Origin of the sequence: Nesterenkonia haasae, from assembly GCF_010119385.1 — a bacterium.
Lineage (GTDB): Bacteria > Actinomycetota > Actinomycetes > Actinomycetales > Micrococcaceae > Nesterenkonia > Nesterenkonia haasae.
The window spans coordinates 25200-43070 of the sequence record NZ_VFIE01000021.1; the positions used below are offsets into that span (position 1 = coordinate 25200).

The following is a 17871-nucleotide window of genomic DNA, read 5'->3' on the forward strand; positions in this document are numbered from 1 at the left end:
ATGCTCAATGTGACAAATGTTTCTAAGACCTTCTTTCCCGGCACTGTGAACGAGCGCAAAGCCCTGATCGACGTCAACCTGAGGCTCTCACCCGGAGACTTCGTCACCGTGATCGGTTCCAACGGTGCGGGAAAGTCCACCGTGCTGAACACCGTTGCCGGGAGGATCAGTCAGGACGAAGGGGTCGTCGCACTCGACGGTCGGGACGTCTCCAAGCTGAAAGAGCACCAGCGCGCCGCACAGGTCGGACGCGTGTTCCAAGACCCCATGGCGGGCACCAGCCCCAACCTTACAATCGAAGAGAACCTCTCCCTGGCGGATAAACGCGGACGACGCCGCGGGCTCGGCTTGGGAGTCAACCGGGCCAAACGGGAACGGTTCGCGGAGGCGCTGAAGGTGCTCGAGCTAGGTCTCGAGGATCGGCTGAAGACCAAGGTCGGCCTGCTTTCCGGAGGTCAGCGCCAGGCACTGAGCCTGTTGATGGCGACGTTCTCTCAGCCGAAGATTCTGCTTCTCGACGAGCATACGGCTGCTCTGGACCCGCAGCGCGCAGAACTGGTAACTCGCCTGACCAGGAAGGTGGTCGAGGAGCAGGGGTTGACCACGCTGATGGTCACGCACAACATGGTCCAGGCTTTGGAGGTCGGCAATCGGCTGATCATGATGCACGAGGGTCGCATCATCCTGGATGTCTCCGAGGAGGAGAAGTCCAAGCTTACTCCTGAGGACCTCCTAGCGGAGTTCGGCAAGATCAAGGGCGCAGCTCTGGATGATAAGACACTGCTGCAGTAGCTAAAGAAACTGTGTGCACTCCATGAGCGCGCCTGAGGTGGTTGAGCATCGCTTCATGAAGATATTCGAACTGACGTGTGGGGTGACGCCGGACGCAGGAGGCCTCACTTGGCACAGACTCGATGACCCGCCGACTTCCGCTAGGGTGTCAATTTAGTGGGACCGTCTCAGGAGCAGCACTCTGCATACATGGTTCGCGTATTGGACGTCACGCGAATGCATCGGGGCGCCTTATCAGTCAGTGTCTCGATGAAGATCTCACTACATGCACATCCTCATTTGTCCCACTGAGTGCGCAGTTCTTGTTCCCAGATTGCCTACCGGCCGCCAGAACCCCTGGTGCGTGCACTCCATCTGGAGTGTTTTACTAGTCGACCAGTACGCGGGGTGTTCCAAAGCGAGGGATTCAACCACCCGAGCAAAGGAGTGCTTCCAAGCTCCCGTCAGCTGTGGCACCTCATGGCGTGGCGACCCGTTTCGCCTCGAGAGTGAGCAATTTTCCTCGGAGACGTTGGGTTCCCAAGGAGATTATGATTGCGGACACAAGAGCAAGACCGCTTACTACGTTCTGCCAGAAAGTAGCTACTCCGAGCAAGGTGAGGCTGTTGGTCAAGAGGCCCATAAAAAGCACACCCACCAGTACCCCGAACATGGTCCCTTCGCCGCCGGTCAGCGCGATGCCTCCGATGAGCACTGCCGTCAGGACGGCTAACTCGAAACCGGCTCCAAGTTGACCTGCCGGCGCGCTATTCAGACGTGCAGCGGTGAGGGCCCCTGCAAGCCCGGCGCAGGCCCCCGAGACCATGTAAAGCGCAAAGGGGATGAGCCGTGTAGATATCCCGGAAAGATACGCGGCTTCCCGATTGACCCCCAGTGCATAGACGTGACGTCCCCTCGGAGTCATGATCAAGAAAACGCCGGCGAATAGGAAGAGTACACCGGCAATGACGGCCGGCACGGGAACACCTAAGACGGCCCCCGCCCCAAAGAAGGCAAACTCTGGGGTGAAGCCACTGACCGGCAGGGGGCTCATCAACTGTGCGACGCCTCGTCCCGCCGTGAGCACACCCAACGTGGTAATCAGCGACGAAAGACCGATGACAGCAACGAGGAGCCCATTGATCGCGCCCACGAGTGCTCCGACCAGGAGCGCTGCGCCCAGACCCAACCAGACCGACTCTGTATGCTTCACGGCCAACGCAGCGCAAACGCCGCCGATAGCGAGGGTCGAGCCAACGGAGAGGTCAATGTATCCTGCGATAAGCAGCATGCCGACGGGAACGGCCACGATTCCGATGACCGCGACGTCAAGCAACACGCCACGGAGATTTCCCCAACTCATTTGGGAGCCGGTGGCCATCTCTACTAGCACGACCATGACGATCAGAATGACTAGCAGGGGGCTCTGGACGAGCCCCAGAAACACGCGATGGGTGAGCGTACGATTCATTGTTTTCGGAGACTTTCTGTGTGAGGGAAACGAGCGGTCGCAGGCTCCGCAGACGATGAGTGGGCCAAGGAGTCCGAGTGGACGCGCTCCAGTAGAGTTTCTTCGACGAGCTCGTCCGTTGTGAGAGATTCATCGATTTTCCCCTCACGCATGAAGATCACGCGATGGGCCAAGGCCAAAGCCTCTTCCGGTTCATTTGTGGAAAACAGCACGCTAATTCGCCGCGTGGCTGCTAGTGTGCGGATCACTTCATAGATCTCAGACCGTGCCCCTACATCAACGCCCTGAGTTGGGTCATCTAAGAGGAGAACTTTTACCTCAGAGGCGGAGTTAATCCAGCGGCCGATGAGGATCTTCTGTTGATTACCGCCTGAATAACGTGACGCTGCGAGGTCGGGGACATTCGGTCGAAGAGACATGGAATTGGTCGTGTCTTCAACGATTCGCCTCTCCTGCCTCCAGTCTCGGACAGCAAATCGGGCCAAGGTGGACATCACCCGGGTGACGGTATTCTCCGCCGCAGTGAGTCGCCCGAACAGTCCCTGCTTAATCCTGTCGCTGGGAACGAGAGCGATACCAGCTTTGAGGGCGTCGTTCGGATTTCGGATGAGGTGCGACTTTCCTTCAACCAGCACTTCTCCTCGATAGCGACGACGACCGAAAACGGTCTCGAGAAGTCGGGTTCTGCCGGAGCCGATGAGGCCATACAGACATACGATTTCTCCCGGTTGGAGGCTCAGGTCTAACGATTCCAGCCCCTCAGTGCTGAATCCCCTCAACTCGAACAACGCGTCTACAGTGGCGTCACACGGAGCCGGCCGAATGTTCGCCGCAGTGTGGTCACCGCTAATCGCGGAAACTACATCAGCCTTGGTAATGTCCGCTGTTCTCTCACTCCATACAGCACTTCCGCTGCGTAGCACCGTGACCCGATCCGCGAGTTGCATCACTTCATTGAGGAGATGTGTCACGTAGAGGATGGCGATGCCTTCCTCTCGCAACTGGTCTACAAGGATTGCCAGGCGCTCAGCTTCGGTCGGGCTCAGAGCGGCGGTGGGTTCGTCGAGGATTAATAGGTTTGTGTCACGCCTCAGCGCTTTAGCGATCTCAACCAGTTGCCGCTGCCCCATCGCGAGGTCCCCCACCCTGTCGCCAGGCCGCGCGGTCGCGCCGACTCGGGATAGGCATTCCCAAGCGATTTCCCGTTGGCGCGACCGTTCCACGAACCCGGCTCGAGACTTTTCCAGGCCCAGAAACAGATTTTCTGTCACGGTAAGTGAGTCGATGAGGCTCAGGTGCTGGTAGATGACGGCGATGCCCTGGCGGATGGATTCCTGTGGGGAGAGTTCTGTGAAGTCCTGCCCATCGATGGTGATGACCCCTTCGTTGGGAGAAGTCCGGCCGCCAAGACACCCAATGACTGTCGACTTGCCTGCACCGTTGTGACCTAGAAGTGCGTGGACCTCCCCCGATTTGATCTCCAAGGTGACGTTGTCGAGCGCTACGGTGGCGCCGTAGCGTTTCGTGAGATTCTTGACCGCGACTGACATGGTTGTCTCTGCTACTCAGCCGCGCCGAATGCTTCGATGTAGGCGTCGAGCTCTTCGCTGTCGGCAGTGATCAAGTAAGTGGGCAGGTCGACGACTTCATCAGCGCTCCCTTCCCCCAAAGCGACGGGGAGGTCGATGATCTGCATGGCTAGCTCATCGAAGGATGGAGTGACTATTCCGCGGACGAAGGTGCCCGCCTTCATGGATGCGAACAGCGATCCATTGCCATCGAGGCCCCCGAGGTAGGTCTCGTCGTCATCAGTGTCGCGTCCACTCTCCACCAATGCTTGATAAGCGCCCTGGGCCGCATCACCGGCGGCGGCCAGGACCACGTCAACGTCAGGGTTCTGAGCGAGGACCGTGTTGGTAGCGGAGAGGCCCTCATCTGGTGTCACGGCCTGCTGTGTGATGATTTCAAGGCCAGGAGCTGAGGTTTCCAGGCAGTTGAGGAGACCGTCGGTGCGTTCTTGCCCAATCTGGATCGTCTCGTCAACGAGAACAAGGGCAGTTCCTTCACCGTCAAGTGTCTCGTCAGCCCACTGGGCGGCATCTTCAGACAGGGTGCATCCAGCTTCTTCAAAACTGAACTGCAATGTGGAGTCTTGGTTCTCCAGGTCGCCACCGTAAGTGACCCAGTACTTGCCCGCATCCATGTAATCCTGAGCGATTGGGTTTAAGGACGCTGGGTCTGCGGGGAAGGTCACTGCAGCATCGATGCTTTCGTCCCCTAGGTATGTGGTGAGATTCGTGACCTGTTGGCCGAGGTCCATGTCGTCGTGCGTGAAGATCACCTCTACGCCGCGGTCCTCAGCGACTTCCAAGGTCTGTTCAGTCAAGATTGAATAGACAGGTAATGCGTTGAATGGGTAAGAGAAGAGGATCTTGTTTACTTCCCCCCGGGTCCCGTCCTCCTCGGTTACCCCGGTTGCCGGTGAACTTGTAGTTTCCTCAGGGGCATCGCTACATCCGGTCAGGATTAGTCCTGCGCCTAGTGCTGTAGCTAGCATCCACTGTGGAGCCAGTATTCTCGTGTGCGGCGGTTTCTGGTCAGCGTGTAGATGTGTCATAATTGTAGATTCCTCAGGTTGACGGTGCAGTGAGTTACTTTTTTGCATAGACTTGGTCCCCCGAGAACCATGTCTCCAGAGCAGTGAAGTCCTTGATTTCTTCCAAATCAGTTGTGAACGGGTTTTTCTCTAGGACAAGAAAGTCTGCGGAGTACCCGGGTGCGAGGCGACCGATGGTGTCGTCCAACCCCATTGCTTCGGCTGGTCCCGTTGTGTAAACGCGCAACGCCTCGTTGAGGGTGATGGCTTGCTCGGGCCATAGCGTCCCTTGGAACTCTCCGGTGGGGTTGCGCCGTGTAACGAGACCGTATATTGCCGGCCACGGGTTAGGATCTTCTGAGACTGGCCAGTCAGAGCCCCCGGCGAGTGTGGCGCCAGTGTCCAATAGGTCACGGTTGGGGTGGATACGGCTAGCGCGCGGTTCCGGAAGCACGCTGCGAAGAGCCTCCACAATGACACCTGGATACCAAAGCGCCGGGGAAATCTCTGCTACGACGTCCAATTGGCCATACCGGGCGACGTCGTTAGGGTGCGTGTATGAGCCGTGGGCGATATGGACTTTCATATCAGTTATGTCGTCTCTGCGTAACTTCTCAACGACGTCCAACACTGCGCGGACTGAAGCATCCCCTGTGCAGTGGATTTTGGCGCCGATGCCTAATTCTGCGCACCTACGCAGCCACGTCTCTAGTTCTTCGATGGGCATAGTGGTCCCGCCGCAGTGGTTGTGACCATGCACATCGTCGGGTATGTACGGCTCAAGAAATGCACCGGTCCTCGACGGTGGGACGCCATCAAGGAATATCTTTGCGAAGTCGGGTCGGTGGTGGACGGTTCGATGTTGTTCACCGCTACTCAGGAGCGGCTCACCGAGGAATTCCGTGCCGAAGATAAAGTCGTTGACCAGCATCGAAGAGACTACCCAGGCTTTGAGACGCCCTTGGCTGTCCAGGGTCTTCAGGCCCGCCATGATTTCTCGAGTCGTTGCCGCATCCTGGAAAGCAGTGACGCCGAATTCATGCAACATTTGGATCGCTCGTTCAGAGCTGGCGGACACATGATCTACCTTTGGAACGCCGGTCTCCTTCAGGCGTGCCTGTTCCACCAAGGCTCCGGCGGTTTCGATCAGCAGCCCAGTAGGCCGGCCCTCGATATCACGGACGACGTGACCACCGGGCGGGTCCGATTCCAGTGCGAAGATACCGCCGCGGCGCATGGCTTCGGAGTTGGCCCATTTGTTGTGGTGAGAATCGTCGGTAAGTAATACCGGTATATTGCCTGTCGCCGCATCTAGTTTCTGAAGGGCTTCACTGGTGGATAGCTCCCCGTAACGTCCCGAGCCCCAGGTTTCTCCGAGCACCCACTCGCCAGGGCCCAGTTGCTTCGCCCATTCACTGGTGGACTGCACAATCTCTTCGATCGAAGCGGTGGGAGGGAAGTTTAACCGGTACAGGTCTGCCTCACCGGCTAAGTTGTGGTGATTGTGTGTGTCAATCAACCCAGGCATCACAGTCAGACCACGCAAATCTCGCCGAGCATTCCCCTCCCCGGCCAACTGCAAGATCTCCTCGTTCGACCCGACTGCCACGATCCGTCCTCCGCCGATTGCCATCGCCTCGGCAACCGTGTCTTCGTCATCCATGGTGAGGATCGTGGCATTCCAGACGACGTGTTCGATAGCTTCCATAAGAGACCTCCAGGGGGAGAGTGAGAATTTCATTGACGGGTTCTAGAGATTTGTACAACCGTAGGCTTCTTCCGCCTTGTGAGCCTTGAAAGATGATGCAAGGTGTTTGTCGTTTTGTGTGCAGCGCGAGATATTTGGCTTCACGCAACCGGCAGCGTTCCGCTCATCAATAACAGGCAGGTTCCCGGGTGGCACTCATTAACTTCGATGACCTCGGTCTAGGGCGGTACTTGTTCGACTTCGTCACCGCGTTGTTCTTCTATACACGCAAACCTCGTGATCAGGACTACCGGGCGCACTGCGGAAGAACTCTCTTAACAAAGTTCGGTTCCCCAGTTATCGAGTTCACGGCGTGGGATGCCCTACGACCACCCCACGAACAAGGGCACACCGTGAATAGACCGTTGTTGGGCAGACGATTCCCTACCATCGGACGTCACACGTCATTGTTCCACTGTGAGCCCACGCATCGGGTCTCTACAGTTGGAGAGGGCGTGTGCTTGACCGGCATCCATAGGATGCAAGTTCCTCGACCCAGACCACAGTGTTCCGTGCATTGGTCACGCACATCCTCGGGTCCCGAGGCCAGAGACAGCAATGTGCGCGTCGTCCGCCGTGCCTAAGCGGCGGACGACGGACGGGACACCTCGTCGCCCAAACTCCGTAAGCTCGTGTGATGAACCGAACGAAGCTTTGCCCCTGTAAGCCACGGTGCCCTCAGCAAGGACTAGCGACTAGCGGCTGATGATATGAGGTTGGCTGACCTCTTTCAGCCCTTCCACGCCGAACTCGAGTCCGAATCCGGACTCGCGTGCACCACCGAAAGGCATGCGGGGGTCGACGGCCCCGTGCTTATTGATCCAGGTGGTCCCCGCCACCAGCTGAGATGCGACCTCCTCTGCGCGGTCGAGGTCTGAGGACCACACCGAAGACCCCAACCCTTCATTTAGCGAGTTCGCCCATTCGATTGCTTGGTCCACAGTGCTGTACTTCACAATTGGCAGCGCTGGGCCGAACTGCTCTTCAACGACCAGGGGGTTCTGTGGGTCGATATCGGCCACGAGTGTCGTCGGGTAGAAGTGGCCGGACCTGCTGTGGTCCGGATCTCCTCCAGTCAGGATGCGGGCCCCTGAGTCTCTCGCGGCTGTTACCAGCCGGTCGACAATCTGCCATTGGGCCTCGTTCTGCAGTGGGCCAAGAACGTTCGCTTCGTCCAGGCCAGGGCCCATGGGCATTTTCTCGGCAACTTCAACCAGCGCGGAGCAGACCTGATCGTAGATCGACTCAGGCACATAGAGGCGTTTCAGTGCCGCGCAGGTTTGGCCGGTGTTAATGAACGCGCCCCAAAACAAGTCTTCTGCGATGGCCTTGGGGTCGGCATCGGCCAGCACAATGCCGGCGTCATTGCCGCCCAATTCCATAGTCAGGCGCTTGACGGTATCAGCCGCGGCCTTGATGATGCTCTTCCCGGTGGCAGTGGACCCGGTAAACATGATCTTGTCTATGTCAGGGTGCCGACTCAGCGCTTCCCCGACATGCCCACGACCGGGCACAGGTATCAGAACATTCTCCGGCAGCACAGTATTGAGCACCTCCACAAGTGCCAACACGCTCAACGGGGTATACCCCGAGGGCTTGATGACGACGGTATTGCCCTGACGCAGTGAGGGGGCGATCTGCCACACTGAAATCATCATCGGCCAGTTCCACGGGCCGATAGCCCCGACGACCCCGAGCGGGCGCCAATGCAGTGTGGCCCTGCCGGACGTATCGTCGACCAACACTTCGGGCTCCAGAGAGAACTCGGCGGTGGCCCGCAGCCACGCTGAGCACGCTCCTACTTCGAAACGAGCGTTGGGGCCGTTGAGCGGCTTCCCCTGCTCTCGTGACAACAGCTGTGCCAGCTCCTCCGCGTGAGCTTCCACGGCGTCCGCTGCCGCATGGAGGAGGGAACGGCGTTGGTCATTGCTGCGCGCCGCCCACCCGGGCTGGGCCGTCTTTGCCCGAGCCACTGCGTCGTTGAGGTCTTCAACGCTTGCTTGGGGGGCTCGGCCGACCAATTCTCCGGTGGCCGGGTCGAAGATCTCGCGGCCGCCCTCAGTAGGCTGAATCCGACCCAGAAGATCATCAGTGCGTGTCGTCATTGCGAAGCTCCTTTGTGGAGAAGTATGTGATGTACGTCTCTTAGGTTCGCTCAGATTCTGGGGAAAGTATTGACCATCAACGCACAGGTCTTTACAGCGCATGTACTGATGGGTGAATACTGAATTCCACCCCTTCCGCCGGGGGCGCTCGCTCAGGTGAGTGCAGACTCAGTTTCTGGCGAAAGATCGGGAAAGTCAGCTGCTCGCACGCCCCTGTCCGTCATCCAGGGTGCCAAGACGTGGTGGAGCATTCTCCACTGGCGATGCTGGGCTGAAAGGGGAGTGCTCAGCACGAACTCCACTTGGAAACCGGTGCATAGCGCCAAGATGGTGTCGCTGATGACATCCAGCGGTGCGCCAGAGCTCAGCTCCTGCGCAGCCACTGCCTGTTTGAGCAGATTGAAGAAGTCATCGTGCCACTGTTGGACGATTTCAGACTGGATGCCGGCCATATCTGGTCGGGACGGCACCCTGCCCCAGAAACTGACCACAACATAAGCCTCTCCTTGGGTGTGCTCAGCGGCGGGAATGATCTCCTGGAGCATGGTGGTAAGAGCCCGAAGTCCGCTCAGCCCTTCGATCCGCTCGGCCACCCGATAGTTGGTGCTGCTGAAAATGAACTTCAGAGCCTCGTGCAAGACCTCGTCGAAACCCCGAAAGTAATGCCATAGGGCCCCTGAGGCCACACCGAGCTCGGCAGCGAGGGCACGAGTTGTCGCAGCCTCCATGCCGTCACGGGCAGCGATCTTCAGGTAGGTGCAGACAATCTCCTGGCGGCGCTCTTCTCTGTCCACTCGTTTGGGCATGCCACTGATTCTTCCCCATGTCGTGTCACAGAGGAGGTGGCGACTCGCTCGGTCAGCCCTCGCTTCAGACCGATGGTGCACACTAGGACCTCAACTGCGGCGATGATTGCGGCGGCGTAGAACAGTTCGTGGACCGGTAATCCGATGGGCAGTACTGGATGAAGATGGCCCGTATGGTCGCCGCCACTCGCGGGCGAGAGAGCTCCAGGACTGCCCGTGGTCTCGAATGCGCCGAGGATCATCATGGCCACATGAAGCAGGACCATCAGCGTGCTCATCAGACCCACCAGGGCCCAGGTCCTCACGGTGCCGTGCCGCCACAAGTGGCCAGCGCAGGGCAGACAGGTCACCGCAGCCAGGGCCATCGCCAGGCTCAGCACCAATGGTCCGTGGCCCACCATCAAGAGGTGCAGAAGGCCTGAGGCTCCTCCCAACCCGGCAGCGAATCTGCGCAGCAACATCTCACTCAGCCCCGGAGCTCACCTGCTGGAGGCCTGCACAGTTGCGCCCTCATAGTTCGGGAACCTTCCCGGAAGTCCAGGCATGGGATACGAGGCGTGAACACGCGGTGCATGCGCCTCAGTGTAACCATCTGTCCGAAGAATGCTGCCACGTCGCGGTGAACCTATCCCACCGCGGTCAGCTGGTGCTGCTGGTGGAGGCGGCGGTACGCCGATGGTGCTACACCGTACTCGGCCTTGAACACACGAGAAAAATGCGCAGCATCGTGGAGTCCCCACTTGCTGGCGATCCATGAGACGGCCCGCTGGCTGTAGAGGGGGTCAGTCAGGTCCCGACGAATTTTCTCCAAACGTCTAGCGCGAATCCACGCCGACACGGTATGGCCTTCTTCTGCAAAGACCGTATAGAGGTGACGCAGTGAGATGAAGTGATGGGCCGCAATGGAGGCCGGAGTCATGTCAGCGTCGGAGAGGTGTTCCTGGATGTAATCCTGAACCTCTCTACCGAGATAACGTACGGTCGACGTTTCGCACGGGAAGCGGCTGTCCACTTCTTGGACGAGCAGCGTCTCCATCAGATCCACCGCGGAACGGACGAGTCGGGAGGCGTAGGATCCGGTGAGATGTTCAAGGTTTTTGCCTAGTTCCACGAAGAACGGGTTGATCATGCGCCCGAGGCCCCCTCCACTCGGGAAAACGGTGGCTGTGACGCTGCTCAGCTGCTCAGGGCTGAGACTGACTTTGCTTTGGGGGATGATCATCACCAGAGCTTGGCTTGTCTCTGGAAAAGTCAGCGTGTAAGGCCGGTGAGTGTCATATATCGCCAGGTCTCCGGGGTGCAGCTCGGCTATGCGCTCGTCCTGCTCCAAGTACGCCTGGCCCGCAAGCTGCAAACTCATTTTGTAATACCGGGTGTCGGAGGAGGAGATGGCAGCTTGGCTGCGTCGGACCACATGCGCCGTAGTGGCCATCTGGAAGAGCAGCACGCCGTCGACATCGGCGTACTGGAAGTGCCCCCTAAAAGCGACCTGGGGCAGTTCTTCTATATCCATCGGCACCATCGCGCACCTCATGACGGTCCGCCACGTGGCGAGGTCGGTGGCTGGACGAGGAAATGAAACAACGACGTCGTCAGATCGCGTGGGGTGCATGGTGCCTCCTGCGTGAGTATGCCCACCACATTATTGAGCAAATGCTCAAAATTGGTTACCGGGTTGTTTCGAGTTCGTAAAACGCAGGTGCACTCCAGGTGGTTAGGCCAGCATCGTCAAAGTCCGTGCACAGCTGATCAATGCACCGACATGCAACCGGTGGCAGACTCCAAGAGATAAGTGGGTGGTGGTCATCCAGCGGCTGCCCGAATCTACTCTCAGCAGCAAAAGCCCTAAAGGAGAATTTGTGACTCAGCAAACTGCTATCGCCGCCACTGCTCACCCTTTGTCGCCGTTGACAGTCGAGGAGGTCCACCAGACGCGAAGCGTGGTTGATGCGGAGGGGCTTCTGAATGAGGCCACGCGTTTCTCCTACGTCTCACTGCGGGAGCCGCACAAAGAGGCGGTATTGGCGTGGAATGCCGGCCAGAAACTCCCCAGAGAGGTCAGCCTGGTGCTCACTGATCTGAGCACCCTGAAGCTCTATGACCTCATTGTTGATTTGGACCAAAGAAGCATCGTCCAGCGCCGAGAAATCAATGCGGTGGCTGAGGGTTCTGCGCCAAGCTTTGACGAGGACTTAGAGGGAGCCGATCCCATTGTTAAGGCTGACCAGCGGTGGGTGGAGGCGGTGCGCAAACGCGGTATCACTGATCTTGACAAGGTGGTCATCATTGGGCTTTCTGCCGGTGTTTTCGGCTACGAGGACGAAGTCGGCAAGCGGATTGTGCGTGCCCTGGCCTTCTACCAGGCCTACCCCACTGACTCCATCTGGGCCCACCCAATCGGCGGCGTGGTCGCCCATGTGGACCTCACCAATCAAAAAGTTCTCCGTGTCGTGGAAACCGACACTGATCATGTACCGCAGGAATCTGGGGACTATCTGGACCCCGAGGTTCGGGGAGAGTATCGCACCACGATGAAGCCCATTTCCATCACCCAGCCCGAAGGGGTGAGCTTCACCCTCCAAGAGGGGGTGCTGAACTGGGAGAACTGGAGTGTCCGGTTGGGGTTCAACGGGCGTGAGGGGCTGACCCTTCATCAGTTGAGCTTCAATGACGGGGGGCGGCTCCGTCCCATCCTTTACCGCGGGTCCATTGGCGAGATGGTCGTCAACTACGGGGATCCGTCTCCCACCAACGCGTGGCAGAACTACTTTGACGTCGGAGAGTATCAGTTTGGCCGACTGGCCAACGCCCTCGAGTTGGGCTGTGACTGTAAGGGCGAGATCACCTACGTTGACGCCGTCGTGGTCGATGATTTCGGCATGCCGAAGACCCTCAATAATGCGATCTGCATCCATGAGGAGGACTACGGAGTTCTTTGGAAGCATACTGATGCCTTCTCCGGCACTAGCGAAGTCCGCCGTCAGCGCAGACTGGTAATTTCGTTCTTCGTCACCGTAGGAAATTATGACTACGGCTTCTATTGGTACCTCTATCTCGACGGCAAGATCGAGCTGGAATCGAAAGCCACAGGAATCGTCTTCACCAACGCCTATCCTGGGGGAGATTACCCGTATGCGACCGAAGTTGCTCCGGGGCTGGGTGCGCCAGTACACCAGCACTTGTTCTGCGCCCGGCTGGATATGACAGTTGACGGGACAGTGAACACAGTCGACGAGATAGATGTCGCCCGAGTTCCGATGGGCGAGGATAACCCGTGGGGGAACGTCTTCACCCGAAACATCACGCGCCTCGAGACTGAGCAGCAAGCAGTCCGCGACGCTGAGGGGTCCGTCGGTCGCGTATGGAGGATCGGCAGCGCCGAGTCAACGAACCGACTCGGACAACCCGTCTCCTATATTCTGCACCCGGAAGACAGCCCGACACTGCTGGCCGCCGAGGACTCACCGATTCGGCGGCGCGCAGCTTTCGCCGGGCATCATCTCTGGGTGACCCAATATGAGCGAGACGAACTGTGGCCGGCAGGGCGCATGGTCAACCTGAGTTCAGGTCAAGATGGTCTTCCTGCATACGCCGCTGGGGACCGATCTGTTGATGGAGCTGACCTGGTGCTGTGGCATGTGTTCGGGCTTACCCACTTTCCGCGCACTGAAGACTGGCCGATTATGCCTGTTGACTATGCAGGCTTCCGGATGACACCGGATGGGTTCTTCGAGCGCAATCCCACATTGGATGTGCCGCCCGAGCAGACTAGCGAGCACTGCAGTTCCTCCGCAGACTCTGATTCCTGCAGTTGCTGAGGGGGATTACGCTGCAGCCGCAGCGAGTTCCGAGGTGACGTTGAGGTGGCGGCGCCGATACGCACTTGGGGACTCACCATGTTCGGCTTTGAAGAGGCGGGAGAAGTGCGCAGCATCGTGTAAGCCCCAACGGCCGGCGATCCACGAAACAGGTTTATCGGCGTAGAGCGGGTCTGTGAGATCGCGTCTGATCCGCATCAGTCGCTGAGAGCGGATCCACGCTGAGACTGTCTCTCCTCCTTCGGAAAAGAGGGTGTAGAGATAACGCAGTGACACGAAATGAGCTGCCGCTACAGTTGATGGGGTCAGTGATTCATCGGCGAGATGCCGAAGTATGTACTGGCGGATCTCACGGGTTAGCGCACTCTGAGCTCCTCCATCATCTTGCCGGTGAAGCTCCTCGGAGAGCGTCGTGACCATCAGATCGAGTGCTGAGAAGACAAGTCGGGAGGCATAGGTTCCCCCCAATTGATCGAGGTTTCGGCTTAACTCTGCAAAGAACGGATTGATCATGCGGCTGAATCCGCGATCACCGGGAAAACGAACTGCGGTCACTCGGGAGACCTGTTCAGGAGTCAGTTCGACCAGCCCTTGTGGGAAAATCATCACCATTGCCCGAGAGGACTCCGGGAAAGTTAAGGTGTATGGCCGATGCGTGTCGTATATTGCCAGGTCACCGGGGTGAAGGACTGCGATTCGACCGTCCTGCTCCAGACGCACTTGGCCGCGCAGCTGCAGGCTCATCTTGTAGAAACGGGGCTGATCTTCGTCGATCAGAGCCGCCGGGCGGCGAACGACGTGCGCAGCAGTTTCCATGTCAAATAGTCCCACGGCGTCTACGCGGGCCTGTCTGAAACGTCCGGAGAAGGTTCCGTTTCCGTATTCACTGATCTCAAGCGGAACCACAGCCTGCCCCATAATGGCACGCCAGGTCAGCAGGTCAACGGTCGGGCTGGAGTCGAGGACTTCGTTGTCCCGACGAACCTGATGCATGATTCCTCCTGCGAGACACCTGGATTCTGAGCAGACGCTCAAGAACCATCTGTGGTTAGTGTGTCATGAATCACAACACGTGTAAAGCGCCTTTCCACGGCAGGTGCGGGGCCGCGAGACGCTGGGCGCGCCCTGCGGCCCCGCAGAGCGAGACAGGAGAATCAGCCGATATCAGCGTCGCCGACCGCGTGATAGATCTCTGGCCGGCGGCGTTGCAGGAAGCTTCCCCAGGCGAGCCCGGCGACACCCGAACCAACAATGACTCCGGGAATGATGACTACAAGGGGCGAGAATCCGTCTGACTCGATCATCACGTCGAAGTTGAACATGATGAGGATCGCCACGATGGCTAGCCCCACTGCGGAGATTGCCGGAGCCACAGTCTTGACAAAACCGGGGACATTTCCAGGATGCTTCTTGAAGTACCCGATGGTGGCGACTGATGTCACACACAGCAGAATCACCATTCCAAACCCGGCCGCATTCGTCAGCCACGGGAACATGGTCAGTACGGGGAAGAGTGCTCCCAGATCTGAGCCTGCACCTGCCGCGGCGAAAATGATGATGAAGACGAGGCCGACACCAGTTTGGGTCAGAGAGCCTGCGGCTGGGGCGCCATTGCGGCTTGTGACTCCAAGGTACCGAGGAAGCAGTCTAGCCCGACCCATCGAGAAGAAATAGCGTGCTGCTGCGTTGTGGAAGGCGATCATGGCCGCGAGGATGCTGGTCAGGAAAAGAGCCGCTGCAAGGTTTCCGACGATCACGGGCACATGCTGTTCAAGGAAGACGAACATCAGATCCGGACCCCACTCCTGGGATTGGGCCACGATTTCTGAGGGTCCGACACCTACTGCGAATGCCCAGGCTGAAAGCGCGTAGAACGCAGCGATGATGGCCACGGCAATGTAAGTCGCCCGAGCCACGGAGCGCTCGGGGTTCTTCGCCTCCTCGCTGTAGATTGCTCCAGATTCAAATCCCATGAAAGCGGCGATACCGAAAGCCAAAAGGGCCCCCAGGCTGCCCGTGAGCCAGTGCTCAGGCAGGAACGGCTCGAATGACACACCTTCAGGAGCCGTGCCCAACGAAAGCATGCTGACACCGATGACGACGACGAACTCAAGGAGCACGATGACGGCGAGGACCTTTGCCGAGAGGTCGATACGGTTGACGCCAAGCACGCCTATCAGCACCCAGGCCACAAGAGCGCACAGCCACCACGGGACCTCGAGACCCGCCAGCTCAGCTAACATCGACGACGCGGTGAACCCGAAGACTCCGTAGAGTCCCACCTGCATGGCGTTGTATGTCACCAGGGCAAGTGAGGAGGTCCCGATTCCGGGGGTTGTGCCCAACCCGGCGGTGACGTATGCATAGAAGGCACCCGCATTTTGAATCACGGTGCTCATCCGGCCGTATCCCACGGCGAAGAACACCAAAATCACCCCCAGTATCAGATAGCCCACCGGAACGCCCTGTTCGCCGGTGACGGCGAAACTGGTTGTTGCCCCGCCAGCCAATACAGTCAGTGGTGCGGAGGCGGCAATGATAAGGAACACCAGTGCCGGAACGCCTAGGGTTCTGCGCGCCAGGGCCTTTTCCCCGGGCGCGGGGACCCGTGACTCAAAATCCGTCTTCTCGCTCATATCCGTGCTCCTTCGTGTCGTCCTGTATCGGCGCCACAGCAGCCGACCTTCATATAGGTGTTCAAGCCAGAGTCACGGACTGCGGCGGCTGAGGCGGTGGCCAGGGGAATAGTGGCTGAAGCGACGTCGTACACAACTTCGCCACCGACGACGGTGAAACCGACGGGGATATCCACAATGTCCTCCGGTGAAGTGTTGAGCAGATCGCCATCTAGCACTACGAGGTCTGCAGCCATGCCTTCCCCGAGGGTGCCTTTCCAATCCTCAGCGGCATCCTGCCAAGCACCTGCCTTGGTGTAGGTCAGCAGTGCGTCCTCCAACTCGATGGTCTCCTCTTCTCCGAAGACCTCTCCGGTGGCCAGACTGCGCCGTGTCAGCATCGCGGTGATGCCTTCCCTAAAGTGCGGAGGGACCACGGGGGCGTCGGAGGCGCTTGCCACCACGACGCCCGCGGCCAAGGCGCTCCGGTAGGGCCACTGATAGTTGGTGCGATCGCGACCGAGCACGTCGACCAACTGGTGGGAAAGCGAGCGCTTGATACTCGGATTGAAGTTCACTCCGAGACCGTGAGAGCTCAGCTTCGACAGTGACTGTGAGGAAATGAAGTCGCCGTGGATCACATAATGGCGCAAGCCCTTGTCTCCCTGCTCACCGATGACCCGGTCGTAGGCCTCGACCACGGCGTCGATTGCGCGGTCCCCACAGGAGTGAATCCCCACTTGATAACCCAGTTCATGGGCAAGGCTTATGCGCTGGTACAGCGTCTCCAGCTGCACTTCCTCAGAGTCTCCGGGGACTACGAGGGACCCGTGGCCGCCAGCTTCATATTCTTCTGACATCCACGCGGTCATTGCCTGTGTGGGCACGCCGTCGGCGGACATCTTGAATTGCGAGACGTTCAACCACGGGGGATCGGTCTCGATTTCCCGTCCGGCCCGCAGCGCTTCTTCCAGTTCCGCGTCCCCTCCGGGGCCGCCAAGCATGACAGTCATACGCTGTCGCATGCGCCCAGAGGAGAGGAGGTCGTTGTACATCTGGACTGTGGCGATATTGGTACCAGCATCCGTGGTGGAGGTGATGCCTTCAGCATGCATGGCATCGGCCGCCAGCTCGAGTGCCTGGCGCTGCTGGTCTTCTGTGAAATCCGGTACGAGCTCATTGACCGGATAGGAATCCCCTTCCGTGAGGACCCCAGTGGGCTCGCCGTCTCCGTGCCGGAAAATCTCACCGCCCGGGGGAGCCTCGGAGTCCTCGTCAATCCCAGCCATCTCCAGTGCGACGGAGTTGACCCATACTGAGTGTCCAGACCATTCCCGCAATATGACGGGATTCTGCGGTGACACCTCATCGATGTCCTCCTTAGTCGGGTATCGGACCTCATCCAGATAACCCTGGTCCCACCCGAAACCTCGGATCCACTCTCCGGGCTCGGCATTCTCGACCGCTTCAGCAACGAGATCGCGGATCTCCGCGATTGACGAGACATGTTCACGCCCTAGGGCCAGTGTCAGCGGCGGTTGATTTGTGCCATACCCCATGGGGTGGAAGTGACTGTCGTTGATCCCGGGAACGACTGTTCGACCCCGGAGGTTCATTACATCATTGTTGCCGCCGATGAGTCGCCTGACGTCTGCGGATTCGCCGACAGTGTGGACGACCCCGTCCTTGACGGCCAGAGCCTCAAAGGGCCGAAACTCCCCGGAAAGCGTCAGGACATTTCCGTTGTAGATGACCAAATCTGCATGTGAGCTTCTTCCCGAGAGGGCAAACGACCCTCCGTATCCAGCTAGTGCACCGACAGCCAGGCCGGCACCGGCTCCCTGAAGAAACCGTCGCCTGGGAAAGCTGTTCGAAGATGCTGACGAGGTTGTGGTCATTACGTACCTCCTCAATTGCGCGAGACACCTGAAATTAACAGGTG

Annotated in this window: 13 protein-coding genes; 2 read left to right on the forward strand and 11 right to left on the reverse strand. The window is 58.8% G+C overall.

The features are described from left to right. Entirely contained in the window at positions 1-792 is a 792-nt protein-coding gene (locus FH975_RS09815; RefSeq protein WP_153078866.1) for an ABC transporter ATP-binding protein, read from the forward strand. Between the two features lie 457 nt (positions 793-1249). Here FH975_RS09815 and FH975_RS09820 read toward each other — a convergent pair whose 3' ends face one another. From FH975_RS09820 to FH975_RS09855, 8 genes are all read right to left on the reverse strand, one after another. After that, entirely contained in the window at positions 1250-2242 is a 993-nt protein-coding gene (locus FH975_RS09820) for an ABC transporter permease (protein ID WP_162321215.1), read from the reverse strand. After that, the gene (locus FH975_RS09825; protein WP_162321216.1) at positions 2239-3792 is read right to left on the reverse strand and encodes a sugar ABC transporter ATP-binding protein; all 1554 of its coding nucleotides are present in this window, start codon (positions 3790-3792) and stop codon (positions 2239-2241) included. The genes FH975_RS09820 and FH975_RS09825 overlap by 4 nt, the downstream gene beginning before the upstream one ends. 11 nt (positions 3793-3803) lie before the next feature. Continuing rightward, complete coding sequence (locus tag FH975_RS09830; RefSeq protein WP_235928652.1) at positions 3804-4628, reverse strand: sugar ABC transporter substrate-binding protein; 825 nt, start codon at positions 4626-4628, stop codon at positions 3804-3806. Positions 4629-4893: 265 nt separating this feature from the next. Beyond that, on the reverse strand, positions 4894-6579 hold the full coding sequence (locus FH975_RS09835; RefSeq protein WP_235928653.1) for an amidohydrolase: 1686 nt from the start codon (positions 6577-6579) through the stop codon (positions 4894-4896). 701 nt (positions 6580-7280) lie between these two features. After that, positions 7281-8690 (reverse strand): aldehyde dehydrogenase family protein, encoded by a 1410-nt coding sequence (locus FH975_RS09840; protein WP_162321217.1) that lies wholly within the window; start codon positions 8688-8690, stop codon positions 7281-7283. Positions 8691-8842: 152 nt separating this feature from the next. Continuing rightward, on the reverse strand, positions 8843-9496 hold the full coding sequence (locus FH975_RS09845; protein ID WP_153078864.1) for a TetR/AcrR family transcriptional regulator: 654 nt from the start codon (positions 9494-9496) through the stop codon (positions 8843-8845). Continuing rightward, on the reverse strand, positions 9439-9957 hold the full coding sequence (locus FH975_RS09850) for a hypothetical protein (protein WP_162321218.1): 519 nt from the start codon (positions 9955-9957) through the stop codon (positions 9439-9441). Before FH975_RS09850 ends, FH975_RS09845 begins: the two co-directional genes overlap by 58 nt. 164 nt (positions 9958-10121) lie before the next feature. Next, positions 10122-11108, reverse strand: a complete 987-nt coding sequence (locus FH975_RS09855) for an AraC-like ligand-binding domain-containing protein (protein WP_162321219.1) — start codon at positions 11106-11108, stop codon at positions 10122-10124. A 247-nt stretch (positions 11109-11355) separates the two neighbouring features. Here FH975_RS09855 and FH975_RS09860 point away from each other — a divergent pair, with 247 nt between their 5' ends. Then, entirely contained in the window at positions 11356-13314 is a 1959-nt protein-coding gene (locus tag FH975_RS09860) for a primary-amine oxidase (protein WP_328821854.1), read from the forward strand. A gap of 6 nt (positions 13315-13320) precedes the next feature. Here the strand turns inward: FH975_RS09860 and FH975_RS09865 are convergent, their stop codons facing one another. The 3 genes from FH975_RS09865 to FH975_RS09875 form a co-directional block, all read right to left on the reverse strand. Further along, a complete protein-coding gene (locus FH975_RS09865; protein ID WP_162321220.1) occupies positions 13321-14307 on the reverse strand; it encodes an AraC-like ligand-binding domain-containing protein in 987 nt (328 codons plus the stop codon). Between the two features lie 161 nt (positions 14308-14468). Beyond that, complete coding sequence (locus tag FH975_RS09870) at positions 14469-15950, reverse strand: APC family permease (protein WP_162321221.1); 1482 nt, start codon at positions 15948-15950, stop codon at positions 14469-14471. Then, entirely contained in the window at positions 15947-17827 is a 1881-nt protein-coding gene (locus FH975_RS09875; RefSeq protein ID WP_162321222.1) for an amidohydrolase, read from the reverse strand. Before FH975_RS09875 ends, FH975_RS09870 begins: the two co-directional genes overlap by 4 nt. Between the last annotated feature and the right edge of the window lie 44 nt (positions 17828-17871).